This window comes from Isoptericola sp. Y581 (genome assembly GCF_059445475.1).
The window spans coordinates 449,678-475,664 of sequence record NZ_JCAIUK010000002.1; the positions used below are offsets into that span (position 1 = coordinate 449,678).

A 25,987-nucleotide genomic window follows, 5' to 3' on the forward strand; every position below is an offset into this window, starting at 1 on the left:
CGGCCCACAGCCCGGGTCGCGCCGACGGGCCAGAACCGGGCCCGTGATCCGCCGTCGAGCCTAGTACGCGTCGGCGGCGTGTGGTTGCCTGGCGCCCGTGACCCTCCCGACGGACGCCGTTCCCCTCGACGCCAACAACGCTGCCGACCCGAGGGCGGTGCGCTGGGGCGGCCTGCCGAACGCCCGCGACCTCGGCGGCCTGCCCACCGCCGACGGCGGACGCACCCGGGCCGGGCGCTACTTCCGCACCTCGCGGCTCGACGCCGCCGGTCCCTTCGGGCTGGCGGCGATGGCCGCCGCCGGCGTCCGCACCGTCGTCGACCTGCGCAACGCCGCCGAGGTCGAGCCGCTCGAGCTGCCGCCGACGGTGACGCGACACGCCGTCCCGGTCGAGGACCCCGACGACGAGGAGTTCATGCGGGCATGGCGCCCGCACCTCGACACCCCGCGCTACTACCCGAGCGTGCTCGCGACGTGGCCGGATCTGGTCGCCGACGTGTTCCGCACGTTCGCTGCGGCACCCGAGGGCGCCGTCGTCTACCACTGCGCGGCGGGCCGGGATCGCACCGGCATGATCACCGCGATGCTCCTGACCCTGGCCGGTGTGGAGCGTCGCGCGGTCGTCGAGGACTACCTCCTGGCCGTCCACGCCATGAACGCGCACGCGGCCGCCCGGTCCGACGCGCCGGCCGTGGCGACCGAGCGCCACCGCGACCCCGACGAGCTCGCCGCCTGGTCCGACGAGCTGGCCGTGGCGCTCGAGGACTTCCTCGACGGCGTGGACGTCGAGGCGTACCTGGGCGTGCACGGCGTGACGGACCCGGAGCTCGACCGGGTCCGTCGTCGCCTGCTCGGCTGACTCACGCCCGGCTGACCGATACCGACTGACTACGCCCGGGTCGCGCGTGCCAGGAGGTACTCCCATGTCATCGCGCCGTCACTCAGGTGCCGGTCGCCCAGGTCGGCGAGGGCGGCGTCGAGCTCCGCGGCGCGGGCGGCGTCGTCCCCGAGGAACCGGTACGTCGCGATGGTCGGGCCGTAGGTCGCCTTGAAGAAGTCCCGGAACTCGACGCCCGAGGAGAACCGGTCCACGACGAGACCGCGCTTCTCGGTCCGGAGGTCGGTGACGCGGTCGCCGAGGAGCGCGCGCACGTGCTCGTCCTCGCCCCAGAGCGGCGGCGGCAGGGCCCCGGGCGGCGGCGGGGGCGCGTACGGCTTGAGCGTCGCGAACATCTCGCCGATGAAGCCGCCGGGCGTCCAGGCGATGTTCCCGATCGTGCCGCCCGACCGGGTGACCCGCGCGAGCTCGCCGGCCGCGAGCTGGTGGAACGGCGCGAACATCACGCCGACGCACGACATCACGACGTCGAACTCGCCGTCGTCGAACGGCAGGGCGTGCGCGTCGGCGACCTCCCAGCGCAGGACGGCGCCGCGCTCTTCGGCCCGGCGACGCCCGGCCTCCAGGAGCTCGGGGGAAAGGTCGGAGGCGACGACGTCGGCGCCCGCGAGAGCCGCGGGGATCGCCGCGTTGCCCGAGCCGGCGCCCACGTCGAGCACCCGGTCGCCGGGCCCGACGTCGCACGCCTCGACCAGGACGGCGCCCAGAGACGGGATGACCTGGTCCGCGACCGCGGGGTAGTCGCCCGACGCCCAGAGGGCGCGGTGCTTGGTGTGGACCGTGTCCAGCAGCTCGGCCGGCACCGGGCCGGTGTTCGTGACGCTCATGAGATGCTCCTTCGCTCCTGCTCGCTCCGAGCAGGGTGCTCGGTGCTGACCACTCCACGGTCCGGCGGGCGCGCGCGGTGATCCAGTGCCGGATCTGGACCGGCTGAAGTCCTGGATCTGTACTGGCGGGCGCCCGCCCCGCGGGCGTTCACTGGACCCATGGCGGGCTACGGCCAGTTCTGTCCTGTCGCCAAGGCGATGGAGGTGCTCGACGAGCGGTGGACGCTGCTCGTCGTGCGCGAGCTGCTCGCGGGCAGCACCCGGTTCAACGAGCTGCGGCGGGGCAACCCGAAGATGTCGCCGACGCTGCTGTCCAAGCGGCTGCACACCCTCGAGCGGGCCGGCGTCGTGCGCCGTACCGGCGCCGAGGGGCACGCCCGCTACCACCTGACGTCGGCAGGCGAGGAGCTGCGGCCGGTGGTCGAGGCACTCGGCGCCTGGGGCACGCGCTGGGTGGGCGGGCTCGGGGAGGTCGACCTCGACCCGCACCTCCTGCTGTGGGACATGCGCCGCACCATCGACGTCGCCGCCTGGCCACGGGAGCGCACGGTCGTGGCCTTCGTCCTGACCGACGTCGCCCCGCGCGTGTCGCGGTGGTGGATCGTGGTGCGCGACGGCCAGGTCGAGGTGTGCGACTACGACCCCGGGTTCGAGGCGCGGGTGGTCGTGACCACGCCGCTGCGCACCCTCACCCGGCTGTGGCGGGGCGACATCTCCTGGTCCGGTGTCCTGCGCGCGGGTGAGGTCATGCTCCACGGCCCCGAGGACGCCCGCCGCCAGGTGCCACGCTGGCTGGGCCAGTCCGTCTTCGCGGTGGTGCCACGACCGGGCGAGGTCCCCGCGAAGGCGTGACGTCGATGGCCGGTCGGTCCTACGCTACGGCGGCATGAGGCCCCGGGTCCAGGACACGATCACGTGGCGGCGACCCCGCCGGCGGCGTCCCAGCGTGCGTGGGAGCGCGGTCGCGATCGCGGGGGTGGTCGTGGCCGCAGTGGACGTTGCGCTGGCGATCGCGGGAGGTACCGCCGCGACGAGCGACATCTCCGACTTCGCGGCGGGCCGCCCTCGGGTGCCGCGTGACCCCGCAGAGAGGGTCGCCGACCTCCCGTGTGTCGTCGTCGGCGGCACCGCCGCCTGGATGCCGGCTACCTGGGCGGACCGCCCCCATCTGTGGGCCTCGGCCGAGCGTGTGTGGGTCGTGCTCCCGGGAATGCGCGGCGATGCCGAGCTGGGACCGTCGTCCCTCGAGCTGAGCTACCTCCGCGTCGCGCCGGGAGTGCGGGGTGCGCCGTCGCTCGATACCCGGTGCGACGCGACGCTCGCCGGGCCAGACCTCGAGATCGTGGTCCAGGGCACCTGGCTGGCGATCGCCTGGCTCGGGCACGTCGCCGGCTGGCCCGACCCCGGTCCGCCGTCCACGAACCAGCCTGGCGCCTGACGCACCTACCGACCGAGTGGGACGCTGGGGTGATGGGCAGCACGGGGACGACGGAGCCCGCACCGTCACCGATGAGGCGCCGCACGCATGACGGGTGGTGGGCGGCGCTCGCGGGCGCGGTCGCGACGGCGGCCGGGCTCGCGGTGGCCGAGCTGGTCGCGGCGGTCGTCGACCCGTCGTCGAGCCCGGTCCTCGCCGCGGGGGCGACCGTCGTCGACGGCGTGCCGGGCTGGCTCAAGGAGCTCGCGGTCTCCTGGTTCGGCACGGCCGACAAGGCCGTGCTGCTCGCCGTGATGGGCGTCGTGGCGCTGGTGGGGGCGGCGCTCGCCGGGCTCCTGGAGCGCCGCCGCCCGCCCTGGGGCGTCGTGCTGCTGCTCGCTGTTGGCGTCGTAGCGGCGGTCCTCGCCGCCGGCCGGCCCGGGGCGAACATCGCCTGGGCGCTGCCCGGCCTCGTCGGTGTCGGGGCCGCCGTCGCGCTGCTCCGGGCGTTGCTGCAGGCGCTGCCGGCACCGGAGGTCGACCTCACGGAGCCGCGTGCCGCGGGGGAGCCCCTCGACCGGCGACGCTTCCTCACCTGGACCGCGCTGACCGCCGTGGGGGCGGTCGTGGGCGTCGCGGCGTCGCGCGCGGTGTCGGCGGGCGGCCGGGCCGTGCAGGCGGCGCGCGACGCGATCCGGCTGCCCCGCCCGTCGGTGCCCGCACCCGCCGTGCCGGCCGGCGCGGACCTCGGCGTGGCGGGCGCGGCCCCCTACGTCACGCCGAACCCGGAGTTCTACCGGATCGACACCGCGCTGGTCGTGCCGCAGGTGGACCCCGGCGACTGGACGCTGACGGTGTCGGGCCTGGTGGACGAGCCGTTCACGCTCACCTGGGACGACCTGCTGGCACTGCCCCTCGAAGAGCACCACGTCACGCTCGCGTGCGTCTCCAACCAGGTGGGCGGCGACCTCATCGGCAACGCGCTGTGGCTCGGGTACCCCGTCCGCGAGCTCCTCGCCCGGGCGAAGCCGCAGGCCGGCGCCGACATGGTGCTGTCGCGCAGCACGGACGGTTTCACCGCCGGCACGCCCCTGGAGGTGCTGCAGGAGGCCGGCCGCGACTGCCTGCTCGCGATCGGCATGAACGGCGAGCCGCTGCCGGCCGAGCACGGCTTCCCCGCGCGGCTCGTCGTGCCGGGGCTGTACGGGTACGTGTCGGCGACCAAGTGGGTCACCGAGCTCAAGGTCACCCGGTTTACCGACGACCAGGCGTACTGGACGCCGCGCGGCTGGTCGGCGCTCGGGCCGATCAAGCTCTCGTCGCGCATCGACGTCCCGCGCCCGGGCGACGACCTGCCCGCCGGGACCGTGACCCTCGCCGGCGTCGCGTGGGCGCAGCACACCGGCGTCGCGGGCGTCGAGGTGCGGGTGGACGACGGCGCGTGGGTCGCGGCCGAGATCGCCGACACGGTCGGCCCCGACACCTGGCGACAGTGGCGCCTCGACTGGGACGCCACGCCGGGCGACCACCTCGTCGCGGTCCGCATGACGGACGCGGACGGGACCGTCCAGACCGAGGAGCAGGCGCCGCCCGCCCCCGACGGCGCCAGCGGCTGGCACACCATCGAGCTCACGATCCAGTGAGGGACGGACGACCGAGGGCCGCTGACGTCAGGTCCTGGCGGTCGCGGCCAGGCGGGCGCCGAAGAGGACGAGCGCGCCGCCGGTGACGCGGTCGACCCAGCGCACGGCGGACGACCGGCGCAGACGCGGCCCGAGGTACCCGGCGCCGAGCGCGACCAGGGACAGCCATGCCGATCCCAGCACGCAGTGCACCAGCGCGAGGGCACGCGCCCATGAGCAGCGGGTTCACGCCCTCGGGCACGAACTGCGGGATCGTCGCGACGGAGAACACGCCGACCCTGGGGTTCATCAGGTTGGTGCCCAGGCCCATCGTGAAGTCGCGCCGTCGGTCGCCCGTGGGGAGCGGCACGTCCGGCTCGGCGTCGTCCCCGCGGGCGCGGCGGAACGACCCTCGGATCATCGACACGCCCAACCAGACCAGGTAGGCGGCGCCGGCGACGGTGAGCACGCGGTAGGCGGTCTGGCTGGCGGCGAGCAGCGCGGCCGCGCCGCCGGCGGCGGCGGCGACGCCCCAGGTCAGCGTGCCGAACTGGATCCCGAGCAACGCCGCGAACCCTTGCGAGCGCGAGCGGGCGACGGTGCTGCGCCGCACGAGTGCGGTGTCGAGCCCGGGGACGATCGTCAGCAGCCCGGCGACGAGCGCGAACGCGAGCAGGCCGTCAGGGATGGTCAGGGCGTCGCGTTACGGCCGGGCGCGTCAGAACGGCGGCGGGCGGTCGTCGGGCAGGAAGGGCTGCGGCGGTGCCCTGTGCCGGGTGGTCTCGGGTCGGGTGGGCTCCGTGAGGTGGACCCGCCCCGTCGGCGACGTCCACTCGAGCGTGCCGTCGGGCGGGTCGCTCCTCGTGGCTGTGCCGGCGACCTGGCAGACCGTCCACCGCGTGCTGTGCTTCGTCACGTGATGTCGGCGGCACAGATGGGCCAGGTTGTCCGCCCGCGTCTGTCCGCCGTCGGCCCACGCCACCGTGTGGTCGACGTCGCTGCGGGCGGCGGGGCGGGTGCAGCCGGGGAAGCGGCAGGTCGCGTCCCGCTCGGCCAGGAGCGCCCGCAGGTCCGCGGGGACGACGTAGGAGCTGCGCCCCACGGACAGCACGACGCCCGTCTCGGGGTGCGTGAGGATGCGCCGGAAGGACGGCGCGTGGGCGCACAGGGACCGGGCGGTCTCGGCGTCGATCGGGACGTGCCCGTCCAGGATCGCCGGGGCGTCCGTGATCCCGAGCAGGCTCAGGACGGGGACGGTGACGTTCACGCGCGGACGGACGGCGCGGGCCAGGGGCGCGAGCGATCCGGGGGCGCCGGTGCCGGGCGGGAGATCGAGGGTGCCGTCGTCGAGGAGGAGGTCCGTCAGCGCGTCGGCGCGCAGCTCCCCGCGACAGCGGGGGTCGCCGTCGTCGTGGAGGCGGTCGGCGAGCACGTCGAGCCGATCGGCGACGGCGTGGGCGTGCACGGCGGGCAGGTGCGCGGTGAGCCACGCCATGCCGTCGCGGCCGGGGTCGACCCACACGCCGCGGTGGCGGCGGGCGTCCGCGTGCCGGACGTCCAGGGGTGTGGGGTGTGCCAGGTCGCGGGCGCGGCGGACGGCGCGGACGAACTGGGCGGGGGTGCTCGTGGTCGCGGCGTGCAGGACGCCGGTCTCCACGGAGCGAGCGGCGGCGGGATCGAGATCGCCGACCTGGCCCGCGAGGATGCTCGCGTGCCGCCAGGAGGTGCGTCCCTCGGCGAGGAGGGCGAGCATCCGCGGGGCGTGGTCAGTGAGGGTGCACGCGTGGTCGAGCAGGGTGCCGGCGGCGGTCTCGCCGAGGTGCAGGGCGGTGGCCAGGTCCGCGACCACGGCTCGGTACGCCAGCTCGTCCCGGCGGGCGGTGTCCGCGCGGGCGGTCATCGGGTCCGACTCGTCGAGGAGCGCGCTCTCGCACTCCGCGGCCTGGGCCGCGAGGCGCGCCGCCAGTGCCGCGCGCTCGGCCTCGAGGCGCGCGATCTGCGCCTGCACCGCCTCCAGCCTCGCCATGGTGTCGTCGAGGCTCGGCAGGCGCGCGACCGTGGAGCTGCTGGAACCGTCCCCGCGTCCGGCGCTGGGTCCCGGTGGGACGAACGCGTCGATGGCGTCGTCAGCGAAACGGCCGCGGGGATCCTCGCCGGCGAGGACCGCCCGTGCGCGATCGACCTCGGCGGCCTGGGCGACGGGCAGGGGGCCCAGATCCAACCCGAGCAGCCGGTCGAGCTCGGCGCGCCACGCACCCGCGGCGGCGGGTGTGCCGGCCTGCTCGGGATGCGTCGTCGTCATGGATCAACGATACCGGAAATCGAACGTATGTTCTAGCCCTCAGGCCGACGTGAGGCTGCCGAAATGCCGGGCGCGGGGCGCGGTGTGGCGCCTGCCGCCGCACGAGCATGCCGCCATGTACCGCAGGGATGCGCACCGGGTTGCGCGCCTGGCTACCATGGACCCACAGGCATCGACCCGGCCATCACCGGTGAGCCTCCGGAAGAACCGGCCGCACCTCAGCCTTAGTAGAACCGGACGGGTAGGCCCGTCACAGCCGTGAACGAGCGGCGGGTGTCAGCACCATCGACGTCCGCAAGCGGGGTGGTACCGCGGGACCCGCGCCTTCGGGCGGGGGCATCGTCCTCGCACGGCAGCAGCGACGTCGACCCGTACCACCGCCAGCTCGTTCGCACAGGAGCCCCCCCATGGCCTACCCCCAGCACCGCTCGTCCGACCCGCAGCCCGACCAGTCGGCCGATCAGCAGGGCGCAGCCTTCGGCATCGCCGGCGTCCCCGCGTCCCCGGACCTGCCGGCCATCGAGCGGGAGATCCTGGACTTCTGGGCTGCCGACGACACGTTCCGCGCGTCGGTCGCGAAGAACCCGGCGGGCCAGGACGGCAGCAACGAGTTCGTCTTCTACGACGGCCCGCCGTTCGCCAACGGCCTGCCGCACTACGGCCACCTGCTCACCGGGTACGCGAAGGACGTCGTGCCGCGCTACCAGACCATGCGCGGCAAGCACGTGGAGCGCCGGTTCGGCTGGGACACGCACGGCCTGCCGGCCGAGCTCGAGGCGATGAGCCAGCTCGGCATCAAGACCAAGGACGAGATCGTCGAGCTGGGCATCGAGAAGTTCAACGCCGCCTGCCGCGCGTCGGTGCTGCGCTACACCTCGGACTGGCGCGACTACGTGACCCGCCAGGCGCGCTGGGTCGACTTCGACCACGACTACAAGACGCTCAACGCCACGTACATGGAGTCCGTGCTCTGGGGCTTCAAGACCCTGTACGACAAGGGCCTCGTCTACGAGGACTTCCGCGTGCTGCCGTACTGCTGGAACGACCAGACGCCGCTCAGCAACCACGAGCTGCGCATGGACGACGACGTCTACCAGACCCGGCAGGACCCGGCGGTCACGGTGGGCTTCGACGTGGTCTCGACCCTTCGACAGGCTCAGGACGGCGCGGGCTCGACCGGCAAGGACGGCGGCGGGGTCCGCCCCGGCGACAAGCTGCTCATCTGGACGACGACGCCCTGGACGCTGCCGTCCAACCTGCTGGTCATGGTGGGGCTGGACATCGACTATGTCGTCGTCGAGTCGTCGTTCACGGGCACGCCGCAGCGCTACGTGCTCGCCGCGGCGCGTGTCGACGGCTACGCCCGAGAGCTCACGGACGAGGGCGAGGACGCGCCGCGCGTCGTCGGGCAGCTCACCGGCCGCGACCTGCTCGGTGTGTCGTACGCCCCGCCGTTCAGCTACTACGAGGGGCGCGAGCGTGCGCACCGCGTGGTGGAGGCGGACTTCGTCACGACGACGGACGGCACCGGCCTGGTGCACAGCGCCGGCGCGTTCGGCGAGGACGACAAGATCGTCTGCGACCGCGAGGGCGTCGCGTCCGTGATGCCCGTGGGCGCGGACGGCAAGTTCACGCACCCCGTCGACGAGTACGCGGGGCTGCAGGTCTTCGACGCGAACCTGCCCATCATCGACCACCTCAAGGCACGCACCCGCGGGGAGGCGGAGGCCGGCTCCACGACGTCCGGCACGGTGCTGCTGCGCCGCGAGTCGTACGCGCACTCCTACCCGCACTGCTGGCGCTGCCGGCAGCCGCTCATCTACATGGGCGTGTCGTCGTGGTTCGTCGAGGTCACCAAGATCAAGGAGCGCATGCTCGAGCTGGCCGAGCAGATCTCCTGGACGCCCGAGCACATCAAGCACGGCCAGTTCGGCAAGTGGCTGGAGAACGCCCGCGACTGGTCGATCACCCGCAACCGGTTCTGGGGATCGCCCGTGCCGGTGTGGAAGTCGGACGACCCGGCGTACCCGCGCATCGACGTCTACGGGTCGCTCGAGCAGATCGAGGCCGACTTCGGCCGACTGCCCCTGGGCCCGGACGGCGAGCCGGACCTGCACCGCCCCTTCGTCGACGACCTGGTGCGCCCCAACCCCGACGACCCGACCGGGAAGTCCACGATGCGCCGCGTCGAGGACGTCATGGACGTGTGGGTGGACTCCGGCTCGATGCCGTACGCCCAGGTGCATTACCCGTTCGAGAACGCCGACTGGTTCGAGCACCACTACCCGGGTGACTTCATCGTCGAGTACATCGGCCAGACCCGCGGCTGGTTCTACACGCTGCATGTGCTCGCCACCGCGCTGTTCGACCGCCCCGCGTTCCGCAGCGCCGTCTCGCACGGCATCGTGCTGGGCTCCGACGGCCGCAAGATGAGCAAGTCGCTGCGCAACTACCCCGACGTCTCCGAGGTCTTCGACCGCGACGGCTCGGACGCGATGCGCTGGTTCCTCATGGCGAGCCCCATCCTGCGCGGCGGCAACCTCGTCGTCACGGAGGACGGCATCCGCGACGCCGTGCGGCAGGTGCTGCTGCCGCTGTGGAGCACGTACTACTTCTTCACCCTGTACGCGAACAGCGCGGGCGGTTCCGAGGGCGGCGGCACGGGCTACACCGCGAAGCCCGTCACGCCGGAGCGCGCGGCCGGCCTGCCGGCCCTCGACCGGTACCTGCTGGCGCGCACGCACGACCTCGTCGCGACGGTCACGGCGCAGCTCGACGCCTACGACATCGCCGGCGCCTGCGAGTCGGTGCGCGAGCACCTGGACGCCCTCACCAACTGGTACGTGCGCACCCAGCGCGACCGCTTCTGGGAGGAGGACGCCGACGCGTTCGACACCCTGTACACCGCGCTCGAGGCCCTGACCCGCGTCATGGCCCCGCTCGCCCCGCTCCTGACCGAGGAGGTCTGGCGCGGGCTCACCGGCGGGCGCTCGGTGCACCTCACGGACTGGCCGGCGACGTCGGAGGGTGCGGCGGGGGCCGTGGAGCCGGCCCTGGTGCGCGACGACGAGCTGGTCGCGGCCATGGACGAGGTGCGGGCCGTCGTCTCCAGCGCGCTCGCGCTGCGCAAGGCGAACCAGCTGCGCGTGCGCCAGCCGCTGGCCCGGCTGACCGTGGCCGTGCCGGACCCGGAGGCGCTCGCGGACTACGTGGGTCTGCTGACCTCCGAGCTCAACGTCAAGGCCGTGGACCTCGTCGAGGCCGACGCCGAGGCCTCCGAGCGGTTCGGCATCACCGAGCGGCTCGCGGTGAACGCCCGCGCCGCCGGGCCGCGCCTGGGCCGCGGCGTGCAGGCGGTCATCAGGGCCGCGAAGGCCGGGGCGTGGACGCGTGACGAGAACGGCGCGGTGGTCGTGACCACGGAGGCGGGCCTCGAGCCGCTGCTGGAGTCCGAGTACGACCTCACGACCGTGGTGGGCACCGGGTCGTCGGTCGAGCCTGTCGAGACCCGTGCCGCCTCCGTCCTGCCCGGCGGCGGGTTCGTCGTCCTCGACCTCGCGCTCGACGACGCGCTGCGCGCCGAGGGCTACGCCCGCGACGTCATCCGCGACGTGCAGGACGCCCGCAAGGCCGCCGGCCTCGAGGTGAGCGACCGCATCGAGCTCGCCCTCGTCGTGCCCGCCGACCACGTGCCCGCCGTCGAGGCGTACCGGGAGCTCATCGCGCGCGAGACGCTCGCGGTGTCGCTGACGGTGACGGCCGGGTCGACGGGCGAGGACGGCGAGCGGACGGTGCGGGTGAACCGCGCCGGCTGACGTTCCGCCGGACGGGGCGTGGCGGCACCCTAGGGCTGACGGCACGGACCGTACCGAAGGACGCCATGGACGCGAGCCCCACCACCCCCGACCAGGACTCCGACGCGGGGCGCCCCTGGCTGCCCCCGCGCTGGTTCGTCCGGTCGGCGTGGAAGCTCCAGCGCGGGATGTACCACCTCGCGGGGGGCCGCTTCCTGCTGCGGAGGCCGAGGCCCAGCGGCTTCGGCCTCCTGCGGCTGCGGGTCGTCGGCCGCCGGTCGGGCCAGGAGCGCGCGGTCATCCTCGGTTACGTCGAGGACGGCGGTCGCTACGTCACCCTGGCCATGAACGGCTGGGGCGACCCGCCGCCGGCGTGGTGGCTCAACCTGCGCGCGCGCCCGCAGGCCGACGTCGACACCGTCGACGGCCCCAGACCGGTCCGCGGCAGCGAGGCGGCCGGCGAGGAGCGGCAGCGCCTCTGGGCGCTGTGCGGTGCCTCCCGGGGCTGGGGCGAGATCGACCGGTTCGCCGCGCACCGCGCCCGCGAGACGCCCGTCGTCGTGCTCGAGCCGCGCTGAGACCGGGGACGCCGAGCGCCTATCCTCGGGGGGTGACCCCCGACGCTGAGAACAAGCCCTCGTCCGCCGCGCGCAAGGCCGGTGCCGAGGAGCGCAAGGCCGCCCGCCACGCAGCGGAGGACGCCGTCGCGCAGGAGCTGCTGCGCGAGGTCTACGCCGAGATCATGTCGCGCGCGCCGGAGCACGACATCGACCCGACCCTGGGACGAGTCCAGCGCGTGCTGGAGCTGCTGGGCGACCCGCAGCTCTCGTTCCGCGCCGTCCACCTGACGGGCACGAACGGCAAGTCCTCGACGGCGCGCATGACGGAGCGCCTGGTGCGCGAGCACGGGCTGCGCACCGGCCTCTTCACGTCGCCGCACCTGACGAGCGTCACCGAGCGGATCCAGGTGGACGGGGAGCCGCTCAGCGCGGCCCGGTTCGTCGAGGTGTGGGAGGACGTCGCCCCCTACATCGGGGTGGCCGACCGCGAGTCCCAGGAGGCCGACGGCCCGCGCCTGAGCTTCTTCGAGGTGCTCACGGTGATGGCGATCGCGGCCTTCGCGGACGCGCCCGTGGACGTCGCCGTGATCGAGGTCGGCATGGGCGGGCGCTGGGACTCGACCAACGTCGTGGACGGCGAGGTCGCCGTGCTGACCCCGGTGGGCATCGACCACGAGCGCTGGCTCGGCTCGACCCTGGCCGCGATCGCGACGGAGAAGGTCGGCATCATCAAGGAGCGGGCCACGGTGGTCAGCGCCGAGCAGCAGCCCGTGGTCGACGAGATCCTGCGCGAGCGCGCCGCCGAGGTATCGGCGCACCTGCTGCGCGAGGGCGTGGACCTCGCCGTGGCCGCGCGGCACGTCGCGGTGGGCGGCCAGCTCGTGGACCTGCAGACGCCGGCCGGGTTGTACACCGAGGTGCTCGTGCCGCTGCACGGAGAGCACCAGGCCCACAACGCGCTGCTGGCGCTCGTTGCCGTCGAGGCCCTGCTGGGCGGCCGCGCCCTGGACGGCGGCGTCGTGGAGGTGGCGTTCGCGGACGTCACGGTGCCGGGACGGCTCGAGGTCGTCCGGTCCAGCCCCACCGTGATCGTCGACGCCGCGCACAACCCGCACGGCGCGCAGGCGCTGGTGGAGGCGCTCGAGGAGGCGTTCGAGCTCTCGCAGCTCGTCGGGGTGGTGGCGGTCATGGCGGACAAGGACGCGGAGGGCATGCTGTCCACGCTCGAGCCGACGCTCGCCGAGATCGTGCTGACGCGGAACTCCTCGGACCGGTCGGCCGACCCCGAGGAGCTGGCCGAGCTGGCACGCGAGATCTTCGGCGAGGACCGGGTACACACGACGACGCGCCTCGACGAGGCGCTGCAGGTGGCCGCCGACCTGGCCGAGCGCGGCGACCGGGTGGGCGTGGGCGCGGGTCGCGGGGTGCTGGTCACGGGTTCGGTCATCACGGTGGCCGACACCCGGATTCTCCTCGGGCGCGGCTGACGCTTCGGGCCCGGACGATCGCCCGGTCTGAGTGCCGCCGGATGCTGCAGGGCGCCGGCGGCGGGTGTTGGATGGGGGCACGCCACGGGAGCGTCGCCGCGACGCGCCGAGGCGACCCGCGACGCGCTGCGACCGAGGAGGCACCGCCATGAAGAAGCTGCTCGACGATCCCGCCGATGCGGTGACCGACTCGATCACGGGGTTCGGGCTGGCGCACGCCGACCTGGTGCAGGTGCACAGGGCGCCCCTGTACGTGTCCCGTGCGGGCGGCCCCGTGCCGGGCAAGGTCGGACTCGTCAGCGGTGGCGGATCGGGACACGAGCCGCTGCACGCGGGGTTCGTCGGCGACGGGATGCTCGATGCCGCCGTGCCCGGCGCGGTCTTCACGTCGCCCACCCCGGACCAGATCGTGCCCGCGGTCCTGGCCTCGGACACCGGCGCCGGCGTGCTCGCGATCGTGAAGAACTACACGGGCGACGTGCTCAACTTCGAGACCGCGGTGGAGCTGGTCGAGGCGGAGGGCTCGCAGGTCACGTCCATCCTGGTCAACGACGACGTCGCGGTCGAGGACTCGCTGTACACGGCGGGCCGGCGCGGTGTGGCCGGCACCGTATGTGTCGAGAAGATCGCGGGGGCCGCCGCAGCCCGCGGCGACGACCTCGGCGCGGTGACGGAGGTGGCCGGCCGGGTGGTGGCGAACGTGCGCACCATGGGGGTCGCGCTCTCCGCGTGCACCGTGCCCCACGTGGGCAAGCCCTCCTTCGACCTGCCGGACAACGAGGTCGAGATCGGCATCGGCATCCACGGCGAGCCGGGTCGCCGCCGGGTCCCGTTCACCGGCGCCGCCGATATCACGCGGAGCCTGCTCGACCCGGTGGGCGACGACCTCGGGCTCGCGGGCGGCGAGGACGTGCTGCTGTTCGTCAACGGGATGGGCGGGACTCCGCTGTCGGAGCTGTACGTCGTCTATGGTCGAGCGCGCGGGCTGCTCGCGGAGCGCGGTGTCACCGTCTCCCGGTCGCTCGTCGGCAATTACGTGACGTCGCTGGAGATGCAGGGCGCGTCGATCACGCTGCTGCGGCTGGACGACGAGCTGCGGGAGCTGTGGGACGCGCCGGTGCGCACGGCGGCGTTGCGCTGGTGACGGGCGTCCTGGGGGCGCCCCGACTCGAGGAGGCAGGCGGTCATGGGGCTCGACGTGGCATGGGCGGAGCGTTGGGTACGGCGTACTGCCGACGTCGTCGCGGAGGCGAAGGGCGAGCTGACCGAGCTCGACCGGCAGATCGGGGACGGTGATCACGGGGAGAACCTGCACCGCGGCTTCCAGGCCGTCCTCGTCAAGCTCGACGAGCCGACGGCCGCGGAACGCTCCAACGTGGGCGACGTGCTCATGCTCGTCGCCACCACCTTGATGTCCAAGGTCGGCGGCGCGTCGGGTCCGCTCTACGGGACGGCGTTCCTGCGGGCGGCGAAGCGCTCGGCGCGCCCGACCATCGACGAGTCCGGGGTCGTCGTCCTGCTCGACGCCGCGCTCGAGGGCGTGACCTCCCGCGGCAAGGCCGTGGTCGGGGAGAAGACGATGGTCGACGCGCTCGCGCCCGCGGTCGAGGCGGCGACTGCCGCCGCCGACGCGGGCAGCGGCCCCGTCGAGGTGCTACGGGTAGCGGCCGAGGCGGCGGACGCCGGAGCGACGGGCACGATCCCGATGGTGGCGACCAAGGGCCGGGCGTCCTACCTGGGGGAGCGGAGCGCGGGCCACGAGGACCCGGGCGCGCGGTCGACGGCGCTGCTTCTCAGGGCGGCGCTGGACGCCGCCCTCGACGCTGGTGACGCGCCCGACGCTGGTGACGCGCCCGACGAATCGGCCGAGAAGCCGGGAGCGGGTTCGGCGTGAGCGTCGGGCTGCTGCTGGTCTCCCACTCGGAGAAGCTCGCTGAGGGGGCGGCCGAGCTGGCCGGCGAGATGGCCCCCGACGTCCTCGTGGTCTGCGGGGCCGGCGACGGGGACGGCGGCCTGGGCACCTCGCTGGAGGTGGTGCAGGAGGCGCTCGGCCGCGTGCTGCCCGGGTCCGACGGCGTGGTGGTGCTGGCCGACCTGGGGTCCGCAGTGCTGACCGTCGAGACGGCGCTGGAGCTGGACGACGACCTGGCCGCCCGGGTGCGGCTGGCGTCCGCGCCGTTCGTCGAGGGCGCGGTGGCGGCCGCCGTCGCTGCGCAGCAGGGGGAGGGCCTGGGCGCCGTGCTGGCCGCGGCCGAGGGGGCGGGCGCGCCGGCGGTGTCGCCCGCCGCCGCCGCCGCGGCCCCAGCAGGTGGCGGTAACGGTGGCGGTGACGCGGTGACGGCGCGGGTCGTGATCCGCAACCCGCTCGGCCTGCACGCGCGGCCCGCGGCGGTGGTGGCCCGCGCCGCGGCGGCGTTCCAAGGCCCCGTGACGCTCCAGGGCGTGGACGCCACCAGCGTGCTGCGGCTGATGTCCCTGGGTACCGCGGCCGGCACAGAGGTCGAGGTGGCGGCGCGTGGCGCCGACGCGCGGGACGCGGTCGCGACGATCGTCGGTCTGATCGAGGGCGGGTTCGGCGAGATGTGATCACCCTCACAGTATTTTGCACTTGGTGCAAAATTGCAGCTGATGCATCATTATCTCGTGACTCCCCCCTCTGGTGCCGGCGATCTCGGCCTGCGTGAGCGCAAGAAGCGCGCTCGCACCGACGCGATCGTCGACGCCGCCCAGCGCCTCGTGCTCGAACGGGGCCTCGACGCGGTGACGGTGGAGGAGATCGCGGAAGCCGCACAGATCTCCCCGCGCACGTTCTTCAACTACTTCGAGTCGAAGGACGACGCGGTGCTCGGCCAGGGGTCGTTCGAGCTCACCCCCGAGGTCCGTGAGGCCTTCGCGGCGGGCGGCCCCTCCGGCCGTCTCGTGGCGGACCTCGAGGTGCTGGTGCGCTCGCTGCTCGAGGCCTTCGCCGGACCGGGACAGCACCACGGTGAGCAGGTGCTCGAGATCCTGCAGCTCGAACCGCGTCTGCTCGGCCGGCACTTCGCCTGGTTCGAGCGGCACAAGACCCAGATCGTCGCCCTGTTCGAGCGGCGGCACGAGGCGGTTCCTCTGCCGGCCGACCCCGAGATGTGCGCCATGGTCGTCTTCGTCCTCACGCGAGCCGCGATGGACGACTGGGGCCGCGCAGGTCACGACGGCGACGTGGGCGACCACGTGCCGCACGTCGTCGGCCAGCTGGCCGCCATCCTCACGGCGTGACGCCCGGGTGCTACCAGGCACCCGCGTCGCACGCCCCCAGCCCGTCAGTCCCCGGCGCCCCGAGCGCCACCGATCCGAGGTGTCCTCATGAGCCATGCCGCTCCTGCCGCGCCGGACAAGCCGCTCGTCGTCCTGACGCAGCGCACCGTCTGGTTGATCTTCGGCGCCCTGATGGCGTCGATGTTCCTGTCCTCCCTCGACCAGACGATCGTCGGCACCGCGATGCCCACGATCGTCGGCGAGCTCAACGGCGTCGAGCACCAGGGGTGGGTCATCACGGCCTACATCCTCGCCGTCGCCATCGGCATGCCGTTGTACGGCAAGTTCGGTGACCTGTACGGGCGGCGCTGGCCGTTCCTCGTCGCGATCGGCCTGTTCACGCTGGCCTCGTTGGGGGCCGGTTTCGCGCAGAGCATGCCCGAGCTCGTCATCTGGCGCGCCGTGCAGGGCCTCGGCGGCGGCGGGCTGATGATCCTGTCGCAGTCGATCATCGCCGACATCGTGCCCGCGTCCGAGCGCGGCAAGTACATGGGGCCGCTCGGTGCGCTCTTCGGCATCTCCGCCGTGCTCGGCCCGCTGCTCGGCGGCTGGCTCACCGAGGGTCCGGGCTGGCGCTGGACCTTCTGGCTCAACATCCCGATCGGCATCGCCGCGTTCGCGATCGCATGGTTCGCCCTCAAGCTCCCGTCGCACCGCTCGTCGCGCCCCGTGGACTGGCCCGGCATCGTCACCATGGCGGTCGCGACCATGGGCATCGTGCTGCTCACGAGCTGGGAGTCGCTCTCCTCGAGCGGCTACGACTGGGGGAACTGGCGCCTGAGCGGGCTCGCCGTCCTGACGCTGGTCGCCGTCGTGGCCTTCATCATGGCCGAGACACGAGCCGCCGAGCCGCTGATCCCGCTGCGCCTGTTCAAGAACCGCACCTTCACCATCACCACGCTCATCGGCCTGGTGCTCGGCATGGGCATGTTCTCGGCCATGGCGATGATCCCCACGTTCCTGCAGATGTCCACGGGCGCCGGCGTCACCGAGTCCGGCTGGCTGATGCTGCCGATGATGGCGGGCATGATGCTCACCTCCATCGTGTCGGGTATCGCGATCTCCAAGACCGGCCGGTACAAGATGTACCCGGTCGCGGGCCTGGTCGTCGTGGGCCTGGCGATGGTCTGGCTGACGACCCTGTCGGGCGACATGTCCATGTGGCTGTTCGGCGCGATGATCTTCACCCTCGGCGCCGGCATGGGCCTGGTGATGCAGACCATCGTGCTCGCCGTGCAGAACGCCGTGGACCCGCACGAGCTCGGCACCGCGACCAGCGCGAACAACTTCTTCCGTGAGATCGGTGCGGCGGTGGGCTCCGCCCTGTTCACCACGATCTTCACCACGCGTCTCACGGACAACCTGCAGGGCGTCTTCGCCGGGGCACCCGGTGGGGGAGCCGGGTCCGAGGCCAGCCTCACGCCGGCCGCGGTGCAGCAGCTGCCCGAGCCCTTCAAGTCGGGCGTGATCGACGCGTACGCCGACTCGTTGGCGCCGTCGTTCTGGTACCTGGTGCCGCTCGTGGCGGTCGGCCTGGCGCTCGCGATCTTCCTGCCCGTGATCAAGCTGTCCGACGTCGCCGGCATGGTGGCGCGCGGCGAGGCGGTCGAGGACCCGGCGAAGGCGCGCGGCGAGGCCGACGGCGCCGCCGCGAGCCCGGCCGAGGCGGTGCCGGCGGAGGCCGTGGGCGACGACGACGGTCCCGGCACCCGCGAGCGCGCGGATATCGTGGGGTCGTGAGCAAGGACGACCGTCCCCGCCAGGGGGACCGCATCAAGCCCCGCAAGCCCGCCAAGGTGCAGTTCACGTCGATGATGCTGCAGCTGGAGGCCTTCGTGGTGCTGTTCGCCGGCGTCGCCCTCTACGGGCTGCGGAACTCCGGCTACGAGCGCGGTCCCCTGGTCATCGAGTCCCCGGTAGCCCTGTGGACCGTCATCGGCGTGCTGTTCGTGGTGCTGCTGGTGATGTCCCGGATCGTCGGCACGTCGGTGGGCTACTACGCGGGGACGGTCGTGCAGGTCCCGGTGCTCGCCATGGGGCTCCTGCTGCCGATGATGTTCGTCGTCGGTGTGATCTTCGTCGTCATGTGGGTGATCTCGATGCGCCTCGGCGGGCGGATCGACAGGGAGCGCGCCGAGTACGACGCGCAGCACCCGGAGACGGCTCCGAACCTCTGAGGTCCCGTCGGGCCGTGGGACGGGGCACGGGTCGCGCGCCGATAGGCTTCCTGCCATGACCGACGTCGCAGACACCGCCCTGCCCGCCGAGCCCACCACCCCCGAACGGACCGACGCCGTCGAGCGCACCCTGGTGCTCGTCAAGCCCGACGGCGTGCGCCGCGGGCTGTCCGGCGAGGTGCTGCGGCGCATCGAGGCCAAGGGGTACACGCTCGTCGCCGTGGAGCTCAAGCAGGCCACCACCGAGCTCCTGGCCGCGCACTACGCCGAGCACGAGGGCAAGCCCTTCTACCAGCCGCTCGTCGACTTCATGCTCTCCGGCCCGACGCTCGCCGTCGTCGCCGAGGGGCAGGGCGTCATCCCCGGCTTCCGCTCCCTCGCGGGCGCGACCAACCCGACGGACGCCGCTCCGGGCACCATCCGGGGCGACCTCGGTCGCGACTGGGGGCTGAGGGTGCAGCAGAACCTGGTGCACGGCTCCGACGCGCCCGAGTCGGCCACCCGCGAGATCGGGCTCTGGTTCCCCGGACTCTGATCCGGGCGGGACCGGCGGAGTTCCGCGGATTGCGGCCCCCCGGCGGTTACGCTCGCCGGGTGCACCTCAAGACCCTCACGCTCCGAGGCTTCAAGTCGTTCGCCTCGGCGACGACGCTGAACCTCGAGCCGGGCATCACCTGCGTGGTCGGGCCCAACGGGTCGGGCAAGTCGAACGTCGTCGACGCGCTCGCCTGGGTGATGGGCGAGCAGGGGGTCAAGTCGCTGCGCGGCGGCAAGATGGAGGACGTCATCTTCGCGGGGACCTCCGGCCGCCCGCCGCTCGGCCGGGCCGAGGTGGCGCTCACGATCGACAACACCGACGGCGCGCTGCCCATCGAGTACACCGAGGTCACGATCTCCCGCACGTTGTTCCGCAGCGGTGGCTCCGAGTACGCGATCAACGGCAGCTCCTGCCGGTTGCTGGACATCCAGGAGCTGCTGAGCGACTCCGGCATCGGCCGCGAGATGCACGTCGTCGTCGGGCAGGGCCAGCTCGACGCGGTGCTGCGCGCCACCCCCGATGACCGACGCGGCTTCATCGAGGAGGCCGCCGGCGTCCTCAAGCACCGCAAGCGCAAGGAGAAGGCGCTCCGCAAGCTCGAAGCGATGCAGGGCAACCTGGCCCGTCTCACCGACCTGACCGCGGAGCTGCGCCGCCAGCTCGGCCCGCTGGGCCGGCAGGCCGAGGCGGCCCGCAAGGCGCGCACGGTCCAGGTGGACCTGCGCGACGCGCGGTCCCGCCTGCTGGCCGACGACCTGGCCCGGCTCACGGCGCAGATGAGCCAGGAGCGGGCGGACGAGGCTGTGCTGCGCGAGCGGCAGCAGGAGACGGAGCAGGCGCTGACCCGCGCGCGGGAGCACGTCGTGCGCCTCGAGGTCGCGGCGTCCGGTGCGGTGGCGGAGGCGAGCCGCTCGTCGGACGCCTTCCACGCGCTGAGCGCGCTGCGCGAGCGGCTGCGCGGCCTGGCGACCCTGGCCGACGAGCGGGTGCGCCTGCTCGGCGCGGCCGAGCCGGAGCACCGCGGGCAGGACCCGGCGGATCTCGACGCGCAGGCGGAGCGGGCGCGTGTCACGGAGGCGGAGCTCCACCGTGAGGTCGCGCGCGCCCGGGCGACGCTGGAGCGGGCGGTGGGCGCCCGCACGGACGCGGAGAAGGCCGCCGACGCCGCGGAGCGCGAGCTCGCGACGCTGCATCGCGGCGCCGCCGACCGGCGCGAGGGGCTGGCCCGGCTGTTCGGGCAGGTGGCCGCGCGCCGGAGCCGGGTCGAGGCCGCCGACGCCGAGCTGGAGCGGGCGCAGGCCGTCCTCCAGGAGGCCGAGCGCCGGGCCGGGGAGGCCGCGCGCGAGTTCGGCGCGCTGGAGGTTCAGGTCGTGGGCGCCGAGGAGGGCGAGGAGGACCTGGACGCCCGGCACGAGTCGGCGACGGCGGCCGTCGCGGAGGCGCAGGAGGCCGTGCAGGACCTCGACGCACGTGCCGCCGAGGCCGAGCGCGACCGTGCCACCTGGAGCGCCCGCGTGGAGGCGCTGGAGCTCAGCCTCGACCGCAAGGACGGCGCCGGCGCGCTGCTCGCCGGCGATCTGCCCGGAGTGCTCGGCTCGGTGGCGGCGCTGGTCGGTGTCGAGGCGGGCTTCGAGGACGCCGTCACGGCGGCGCTCGGCCCGGTCGCGGACACCGTCGCGGTGCGCGACCTGGACGCGGCCGTCGACGCGCTGCGCCGGTTGCGGGACGAGGACGCCGGGCGCGCGGGTCTCGTCGTGGGCGCGGCGTCGTCGGTCGAGCCCGTCGAGACCACCGCGGTCGTCGACCTGCCCGACGGCGCACGCCGGGCGGTCGACGTCGTGAGCGTGGCCGGCCCCGCCGCTGCGCCGCTGCGCGCGCTCCTGCGGGACGTGGTCGTCGTCGACGACCTCGCCCAGGCGCGCGCCCTCGTGCACGACGTACCCGCCGTGGTGGCCGTGACGCGGGCCGGCGACCTGCTCGGCACGTCGCGGGCGTGGGGAGGCTCCGCGGCGGCTCCGAGCGTGCTGCACCTCACCTCCGCCCTCGACGAGGCGCGAACCGGCCTCGACGACGCGACGGCGCGCGGCGAGCGCTGCCGCTTCGAGCTGGTCGGGGCGCGCGAGCGCCTCGAGTCCGCCCAGGCCGCGTACGACGGGACCCTCGCGCAGCTGCACGAGTCCGACGCGGCGCTGGCCGCGGTGGCGGAGCAGCTCGGCACCCTCGGCGCAGCGCACCGCTCCGCGCTGGCGGAGGCGGGGCGGCACCGGGCGACCCTTGCCCAGGCGGCGGAGCGCCGGGAGGCCGACGAGGCGGAGCTGGCCGAGCTGACCCGTCGCCTCGAGGTCGCGGAGGCCGAGCCGGCCCAGTCCGAGGAGCAGGTGACCACGGCGCAGGCCGCGCGGGACGAGGCGCAGGCGGCGGCCACCGCGGCGCGGGGGACGGAAACCGAGGCCCGGCTGGAGCTGCGCACCAGCGAGGAGCGGGCGCGGGCCGTCTCGGGCCGCGCCCAGGGCCTCGCGCGCGCAGCCGAGCAGGAGCGGGCCGCGCGCGAGAAGGCCGAGCGGCGGGCGGTGCGGCGCGCGGCCGAGGCGCGGACAGCGGCGACCGTGCGCGACGACGCCGGCGAGGCGCTCGCCGTCCTCGCCCGCTCGATCGAGCGGGCGCAGGCGGAGCGGGCCGCCGCCGACGAGGCGCGCTCGGCGCGCCAGCAGGAGCTGGACACCGTAAGGGCCGACGCCGACCGGCTCGCGGGAGCGCTACGCGACCTCACCGACGTCGCGCACCGCGACGAGGTGGCGCGAGCCCAGCAGCAGGCGCGGCTGGAGCAGCTGCGGGCGAGGGCCGTCGACGAGGTGGGCAGCGACCCGGACTCGCTCGTCGAGGAGTTCGGCCCGCACCGCATGATTCCGCTGGTCGAGCCCGTCGCCCTTCGACAGGATCAGGATCCGGGGTCGTCGGTTGAGCCTGTCGAAACCACCAGCGAGATCCCCTATGTGCGTGCCGAGCAGGAGAAGCGGCTGCGGACGGCGGAGCGGGCACTGGCCCGGATCGGGGCGGTGAACCCGCTCGCGCTGGAGGAGTTCGCGGCGCTCGAGGAGCGGCACCAGTTCCTCACCACGCAGCTTGCCGACCTGAAGAAGTCGCGCCAGGACCTGCTGCACATCGTCGAGGAGATCGACGAGCGCGTGCAGCAGGTGTTCGCCGAGGCGTTCCGCGACACGGCGGAGCAGTTCGAGCGGGTCTTCGGCCGGCTCTTCCCGGGCGGCGAGGGGCGGCTCGTGCTCACCGAGCCGGCCGACCTGCTCACCACCGGCATCGAGGTCGAGGCCCGGCCCGCGGGCAAGAAGGTCAAGCGGCTGTCCCTGCTGTCGGGCGGGGAGCGCTCGCTGACGGCGGTCGCGTTCCTCGTGTCGATCTTCAAGGCGCGCCCGAGCCCGTTCTACGTGATGGACGAGGTCGAGGCCGCCCTGGACGACGTCAACCTGGGGCGGCTGCTCGAGATCTTCCGCGAGCTCCAGGTGGACTCCCAGCTCATAGTCATCACCCACCAGAAGCGCACGATGGAGGTCGCGGACGCGCTGTACGGCGTAACGATGCGCGGCGACGGTGTGACGACCGTCATCTCCCAGCGGATGCGCGAGACCGCCGACGCGCTGGGAGACTAAGGCCATGCTCACGTTCGTCCTCTGGGTCCTCGGGTCCCTCGTGCTCGCCGCGGTGGTGTTTCTCGTGGCCAACGTCATGGAGCGTCGTGAGGGTCAGGACGACGAGGCGCCTGGCCTCGGCCGCTTCCTGCGTGACTTCCGTTCCGGGCTGCGCGGCCGCGGCAGACGCGCCCGGACGCCCGCCCCCATGGAGACCGGCATGGACGAGTTCTTCGCCGCGACCATCGAGGACGCGCCCGGCTACGTGGACCCCGAGGAGCTCACGGACGCCCTGCACCGCGCCCGCCTGCAGGCGCGCAGCTCCTGGCACGTGGGTACGGTCCGCAAGCCGGAGTGACGTGCGGGCGGTCCGGGGCAGGTCGCTCGGTTCTGGGAGACTGTGCGCGTGAATGATCTGCTCTGGCTCTGGATCCTGCTCGGCGTCATCGTCATCGTCGTCGTGGGCGGCGCCGCCGCCCTGCTCGTCCCGCGGTCGCGCCGGCGGCGCGGCGCCGGCGCCGCGGCGCCGCCCGAGGCGGAGACCGTCGACGTGGCCGCCGGTGAGGCCGGCGCCCCGCCCGTCGCCGAGCCGCCCGCGCCGTCCGCCCCGCCCGCGCTCGAGACCCCCGAGCCGGTGTCCGGCCGCATGGTGCGCCTGCGCGACCGGCTCGCCCGCTCCGGGTCGCCGCTCGGGGCGCGGCTGCTCAGCGTGCTCTCGCGCGACCACCTCACCGAGGACGACTGGGAGGAGCTCGAGGAGACGCTGCTGCTCGCCGACATCGGCGCCGGCCCGGCCGAGGAGCTCCTCGATGCCCTGCGCACCCGCGTGCGCGTGCTCGGGGTGCGTGACCCGAAGGCGGTGCGCGACCTCCTGCGCGAGGAGCTGCTCAAGGTCGTCGACCCGTCCTTCGACCGCGAGCTGGCCACGACCGGCCCGGTCGGCGAGGACGGCACGCGCCTCCCGGCGGTGGTGCTCGTCGTGGGCGTCAACGGCACGGGCAAGACGACGACGGTGGGCAAGCTGGCGCGCGTGCTCGTCGCGGAGCACAAGACCGTGGTGCTCGGCGCCGCCGACACGTTCCGCGCGGCGGCCGCCGACCAGCTGCAGACGTGGGGCGCCCGCGTGGGCGTCGAGACCGTCCGCGCCGACCGGGACGGGGCCGACCCGGCCGCCGTCGCGTTCGACGCCGTGAAGCGGGGCAGCGCCGAGGGGACCGACGTCGTGCTCGTCGACACCGCCGGCCGCCTGCAGAACAAGGCGGGGCTCATGGACGAGCTCGGCAAGATCACGCGCGTCATCACGCGCGAGGCGCCGCTCGCCGAGGTGCTCCTCGTGCTCGACGCCACCACCGGGCAGAACGGGCTCAACCAGGCGCGCGTCTTCGGCGAGGTCGCGGGCGTCACCGGCATCGTGCTGACCAAGCTCGACGGCACCGCCAAGGGCGGCATCGTCGTCGCCGTGCAGCGCGAGCTGGGCGTCCCCGTGAAGCTCGTCGGCCTGGGGGAGGGCCCGGACGACCTGGCGCCGTTCGACCCGGAGGAGTTCGTCGACGGCCTGCTCGGCTGAGGCGGAGGTGCAGCGCAGGGTGGGGCCGAGGTACGAGGCGCCCGCCCCAAGCGGAACCGCAGGCTCGGCCGACAGATGGATCGGCTGAGGCTCTTCGCAAGGCCCGTCGACCGGCCCCCGTCACGCAACGTTTACGCGTGGCGGGGGTTTGTCACACCCGCGTCACACGAGAACGGTCCAGGGGAAATCCCGTTCGCCCACGGTAGTGCCCGACCCGGCCGCCCGGCTGGTGAGGGAGGAACAACTCATGGAGCTGGACACCGGAGCAACCGCGTGGATGCTGATGTCGGCATCTCTCGTGCTCCTGATGACCCCTGGACTCGCGCTCTTCTACGGCGGCATGGTGCGCGGCAAGTCCGTCCTGAACATGATGATGATGTCGTTCGGTGCGCTCGCCGTCGTCGGCGTGATCTACGTGCTGTGGGGCTGGTCGATGTCCTACGGCGCCGACGTCGGCGGGATCTTCGGCGACCCGTTCGACCAGTTCGCGCTCCAGGGCGCGGTCTACGACGGGTCCGGTGAGTTCCTCATCGACGACTTCGGTGTGCCGGGCATCGTCGGCGTGGGCTTCCAGGCCACGTTCGCCATCATCACCGTCGCGCTGATCTCCGGCGCGATCGCCGACCGCGCCAGGTTCGGCACCTGGATGGTCTTCGTGGCCCTTTGGGTGACGCTCTGCTACTTCCCGATGGCCCACATGGTGTGGGGCGGCGGCCTGCTCTCGGGCGACGGTCCGTTCGCGTCGATCGCCACGCCGATCGACTTCGCCGGCGGCACGGTGGTGCACATCAACGCGGGTGTGGCCGCGCTGGTGCTCGCACTCGTGGTGGGCAAGCGCAAGGGCTTCGGCTCCGAGCCGATGCGTCCGCACAACCTGCCGCTCGTCATGCTCGGCGCGGCCCTGCTCTGGTTCGGCTGGTTCGGCTTCAACGGCGGCTCGGCGTTCACCGCGGACGGGTTCGCCGGCCTGGCGTGGGTCAACACCACGGTCGCGACGGCCGCAGCCGTCCTTGGCTGGCTGCTCGTGGAGAAGTTCCGCGACGGCTCGGCGACCTCGCTCGGCGCCGCGTCCGGCGTCGTCGCCGGCCTGGTGGCGATCACCCCGGCCGCAGGATCGGTCAGCCCGTTCGGCTCGATCTTCGTCGGCGCGATCGCGGGCGTGCTCTCCGCCTACGCCGTCGGCCTGAAGTACAAGCTCGGCTACGACGACTCGCTCGACGTCGTGGGCGTCCACCTGGTGGCCGGCCTGTGGGGCACCATCTCGATCGGCGTCCTGGCCACCGAGACGGGCCTGTTCTACGGCGGCGGTGCCGGGCAGCTGGCCGTCCAGGTGATCATCGCGGTCATCGCGGTCGTCTTCTCCCTCGTGATGACGACGATCATCGCGCTGATCCTCAAGGCGACCATGGGCTGGCGGATCTCCGAGGATGCCGAGGTCGGGGGCGTCGACCTGGCGGTGCACAGCGAGACCGCGTACGAGACGATCCAGCAGGGTTCCCTCGCTCAGGAGATTCGCGCATGAAGCTCGTCACCGGTGTCATCCAGCCCCATCGCCTGGACGACGTGAAGTCCGCCCTCGAGGCTGCCGGCATCCGCGGCATGACGGTCAGCGAGGCCAGCGGCTACGGCCGACAGAAGGGCCACACCGAGGTCTACCGCGGCGCGGAGTACACCGTGGACCTGGTCCCCAAGGTGCGCGTGGAGGTACTCGTCGCGGAGAGGGACGCGGCCACCGTCGTGGACGTCGTCGTCAAGGCGGCCCAGACCGGCCGCATCGGCGACGGCAAGGTGTGGACCACCGCGCTCGACGACGTGGTGCGCGTGCGCACCGGCGAGCACGGCGACGCGGCGCTCTAG

General features: G+C 73.7%; 22 protein-coding genes. 19 read left to right on the forward strand and 3 right to left on the reverse strand.

All coding sequences use genetic code 11. The annotated features are described in order from the left end of the window. Positions 1-97 precede the first annotated feature (97 nt). Positions 98-859, forward strand: a complete 762-nt coding sequence (locus tag AC1C2W_RS05175; protein ID WP_495390239.1) for a tyrosine-protein phosphatase — start codon at positions 98-100, stop codon at positions 857-859. 29 nt (positions 860-888) lie between these two features. On the opposite strand, the gene AC1C2W_RS05180 is transcribed toward AC1C2W_RS05175, so the two are convergent. After that, complete coding sequence (locus tag AC1C2W_RS05180) at positions 889-1,725, reverse strand: class I SAM-dependent methyltransferase (protein WP_495390240.1); 837 nt, start codon at positions 1,723-1,725, stop codon at positions 889-891. 159 nt (positions 1,726-1,884) lie between these two features. Between AC1C2W_RS05180 and AC1C2W_RS05185 the strand changes: the two genes are divergently transcribed. From AC1C2W_RS05185 to AC1C2W_RS05195, 3 genes are all read left to right on the forward strand, one after another. Next, positions 1,885-2,577, forward strand: a complete 693-nt coding sequence (locus AC1C2W_RS05185) for a winged helix-turn-helix transcriptional regulator (RefSeq protein WP_495390241.1) — start codon at positions 1,885-1,887, stop codon at positions 2,575-2,577. 34 nt (positions 2,578-2,611) lie between these two features. Continuing rightward, positions 2,612-3,163 carry a hypothetical protein gene (locus AC1C2W_RS05190; RefSeq protein WP_495390242.1) on the forward strand — a complete coding sequence of 184 codons (552 nt, stop codon included), beginning with the start codon at positions 2,612-2,614 and terminating at the stop codon, positions 3,161-3,163. A gap of 71 nt (positions 3,164-3,234) precedes the next feature. Beyond that, the gene (locus tag AC1C2W_RS05195; protein WP_495412556.1) at positions 3,235-4,785 is read left to right on the forward strand and encodes a molybdopterin-dependent oxidoreductase; all 1,551 of its coding nucleotides are present in this window, start codon (positions 3,235-3,237) and stop codon (positions 4,783-4,785) included. On the opposite strand, the gene AC1C2W_RS05200 is transcribed toward AC1C2W_RS05195, so the two are convergent. Both AC1C2W_RS05200 and AC1C2W_RS05205 read right to left on the reverse strand, forming a co-directional pair. Then, the gene (locus tag AC1C2W_RS05200; RefSeq protein ID WP_495390244.1) at positions 4,772-5,377 is read right to left on the reverse strand and encodes a LysE family translocator; all 606 of its coding nucleotides are present in this window, start codon (positions 5,375-5,377) and stop codon (positions 4,772-4,774) included. The genes AC1C2W_RS05195 and AC1C2W_RS05200 overlap by 14 nt on opposite strands. A gap of 105 nt (positions 5,378-5,482) precedes the next feature. Beyond that, a complete protein-coding gene (locus tag AC1C2W_RS05205; protein WP_495390245.1) occupies positions 5,483-7,066 on the reverse strand; it encodes an HNH endonuclease signature motif containing protein in 1,584 nt (527 codons plus the stop codon). A gap of 407 nt (positions 7,067-7,473) precedes the next feature. On the opposite strand from AC1C2W_RS05205, the gene ileS reads away from it, so the two are divergent. The 15 genes from ileS to AC1C2W_RS05280 all read left to right on the forward strand — a co-directional run bounded on the left by ileS (position 7,474) and on the right by AC1C2W_RS05280 (position 25,987). Further along, entirely contained in the window at positions 7,474-10,881 is a 3,408-nt protein-coding gene (gene ileS / locus AC1C2W_RS05210; RefSeq protein ID WP_495412557.1) for an isoleucine--tRNA ligase, read from the forward strand. A 65-nt stretch (positions 10,882-10,946) separates the two neighbouring features. Continuing rightward, positions 10,947-11,438: a nitroreductase/quinone reductase family protein gene (locus tag AC1C2W_RS05215; protein WP_495412558.1), complete on the forward strand. Its 492-nt coding sequence runs from the start codon at positions 10,947-10,949 to the stop codon at positions 11,436-11,438. Positions 11,439-11,470: 32 nt separating this feature from the next. Continuing rightward, positions 11,471-12,907, forward strand: a complete 1,437-nt coding sequence (locus AC1C2W_RS05220; protein ID WP_495412559.1) for a bifunctional folylpolyglutamate synthase/dihydrofolate synthase — start codon at positions 11,471-11,473, stop codon at positions 12,905-12,907. 148 nt (positions 12,908-13,055) lie between these two features. After that, a complete protein-coding gene (gene dhaK / locus AC1C2W_RS05225; RefSeq protein WP_495412560.1) occupies positions 13,056-14,051 on the forward strand; it encodes a dihydroxyacetone kinase subunit DhaK in 996 nt (331 codons plus the stop codon). Positions 14,052-14,093: 42 nt separating this feature from the next. Further along, positions 14,094-14,801, forward strand: a complete 708-nt coding sequence (dhaL, locus tag AC1C2W_RS05230) for a dihydroxyacetone kinase subunit DhaL (RefSeq protein WP_495390250.1) — start codon at positions 14,094-14,096, stop codon at positions 14,799-14,801. Continuing rightward, positions 14,798-15,493: a dihydroxyacetone kinase phosphoryl donor subunit DhaM gene (gene dhaM / locus AC1C2W_RS05235; RefSeq protein WP_495412561.1), complete on the forward strand. Its 696-nt coding sequence runs from the start codon at positions 14,798-14,800 to the stop codon at positions 15,491-15,493. Before dhaL ends, dhaM begins: the two co-directional genes overlap by 4 nt. Positions 15,494-15,550: 57 nt before the next feature. Further along, positions 15,551-16,165 carry a TetR/AcrR family transcriptional regulator gene (locus AC1C2W_RS05240; protein WP_495412562.1) on the forward strand — a complete coding sequence of 205 codons (615 nt, stop codon included), beginning with the start codon at positions 15,551-15,553 and terminating at the stop codon, positions 16,163-16,165. An 87-nt stretch (positions 16,166-16,252) separates the two neighbouring features. Next, on the forward strand, positions 16,253-17,944 hold the full coding sequence (locus tag AC1C2W_RS05245; protein ID WP_495390253.1) for an MDR family MFS transporter: 1,692 nt from the start codon (positions 16,253-16,255) through the stop codon (positions 17,942-17,944). Continuing rightward, on the forward strand, positions 17,941-18,381 hold the full coding sequence (locus AC1C2W_RS05250; RefSeq protein ID WP_495390254.1) for a DUF4233 domain-containing protein: 441 nt from the start codon (positions 17,941-17,943) through the stop codon (positions 18,379-18,381). The genes AC1C2W_RS05245 and AC1C2W_RS05250 overlap by 4 nt, the downstream gene beginning before the upstream one ends. Before the next feature lie 55 nt (positions 18,382-18,436). After that, positions 18,437-18,916 carry a nucleoside-diphosphate kinase gene (gene ndk, locus AC1C2W_RS05255; RefSeq protein ID WP_495390255.1) on the forward strand — a complete coding sequence of 160 codons (480 nt, stop codon included), beginning with the start codon at positions 18,437-18,439 and terminating at the stop codon, positions 18,914-18,916. Positions 18,917-18,975: 59 nt separating this feature from the next. After that, positions 18,976-22,584 carry a chromosome segregation protein SMC gene (gene smc, locus AC1C2W_RS05260; RefSeq protein WP_495412563.1) on the forward strand — a complete coding sequence of 1,203 codons (3,609 nt, stop codon included), beginning with the start codon at positions 18,976-18,978 and terminating at the stop codon, positions 22,582-22,584. Between the two features lie 4 nt (positions 22,585-22,588). Next, the gene (locus AC1C2W_RS05265) at positions 22,589-22,921 is read left to right on the forward strand and encodes a hypothetical protein (RefSeq protein ID WP_495390257.1); all 333 of its coding nucleotides are present in this window, start codon (positions 22,589-22,591) and stop codon (positions 22,919-22,921) included. A 48-nt stretch (positions 22,922-22,969) separates the two neighbouring features. Next, positions 22,970-24,130, forward strand: a complete 1,161-nt coding sequence (ftsY, locus tag AC1C2W_RS05270) for a signal recognition particle-docking protein FtsY (RefSeq protein WP_495412564.1) — start codon at positions 22,970-22,972, stop codon at positions 24,128-24,130. 247 nt (positions 24,131-24,377) lie between these two features. Further along, positions 24,378-25,652: an ammonium transporter gene (locus AC1C2W_RS05275; protein WP_495412565.1), complete on the forward strand. Its 1,275-nt coding sequence runs from the start codon at positions 24,378-24,380 to the stop codon at positions 25,650-25,652. After that, the gene (locus AC1C2W_RS05280; RefSeq protein WP_495390260.1) at positions 25,649-25,987 is read left to right on the forward strand and encodes a P-II family nitrogen regulator; all 339 of its coding nucleotides are present in this window, start codon (positions 25,649-25,651) and stop codon (positions 25,985-25,987) included. Before AC1C2W_RS05275 ends, AC1C2W_RS05280 begins: the two co-directional genes overlap by 4 nt.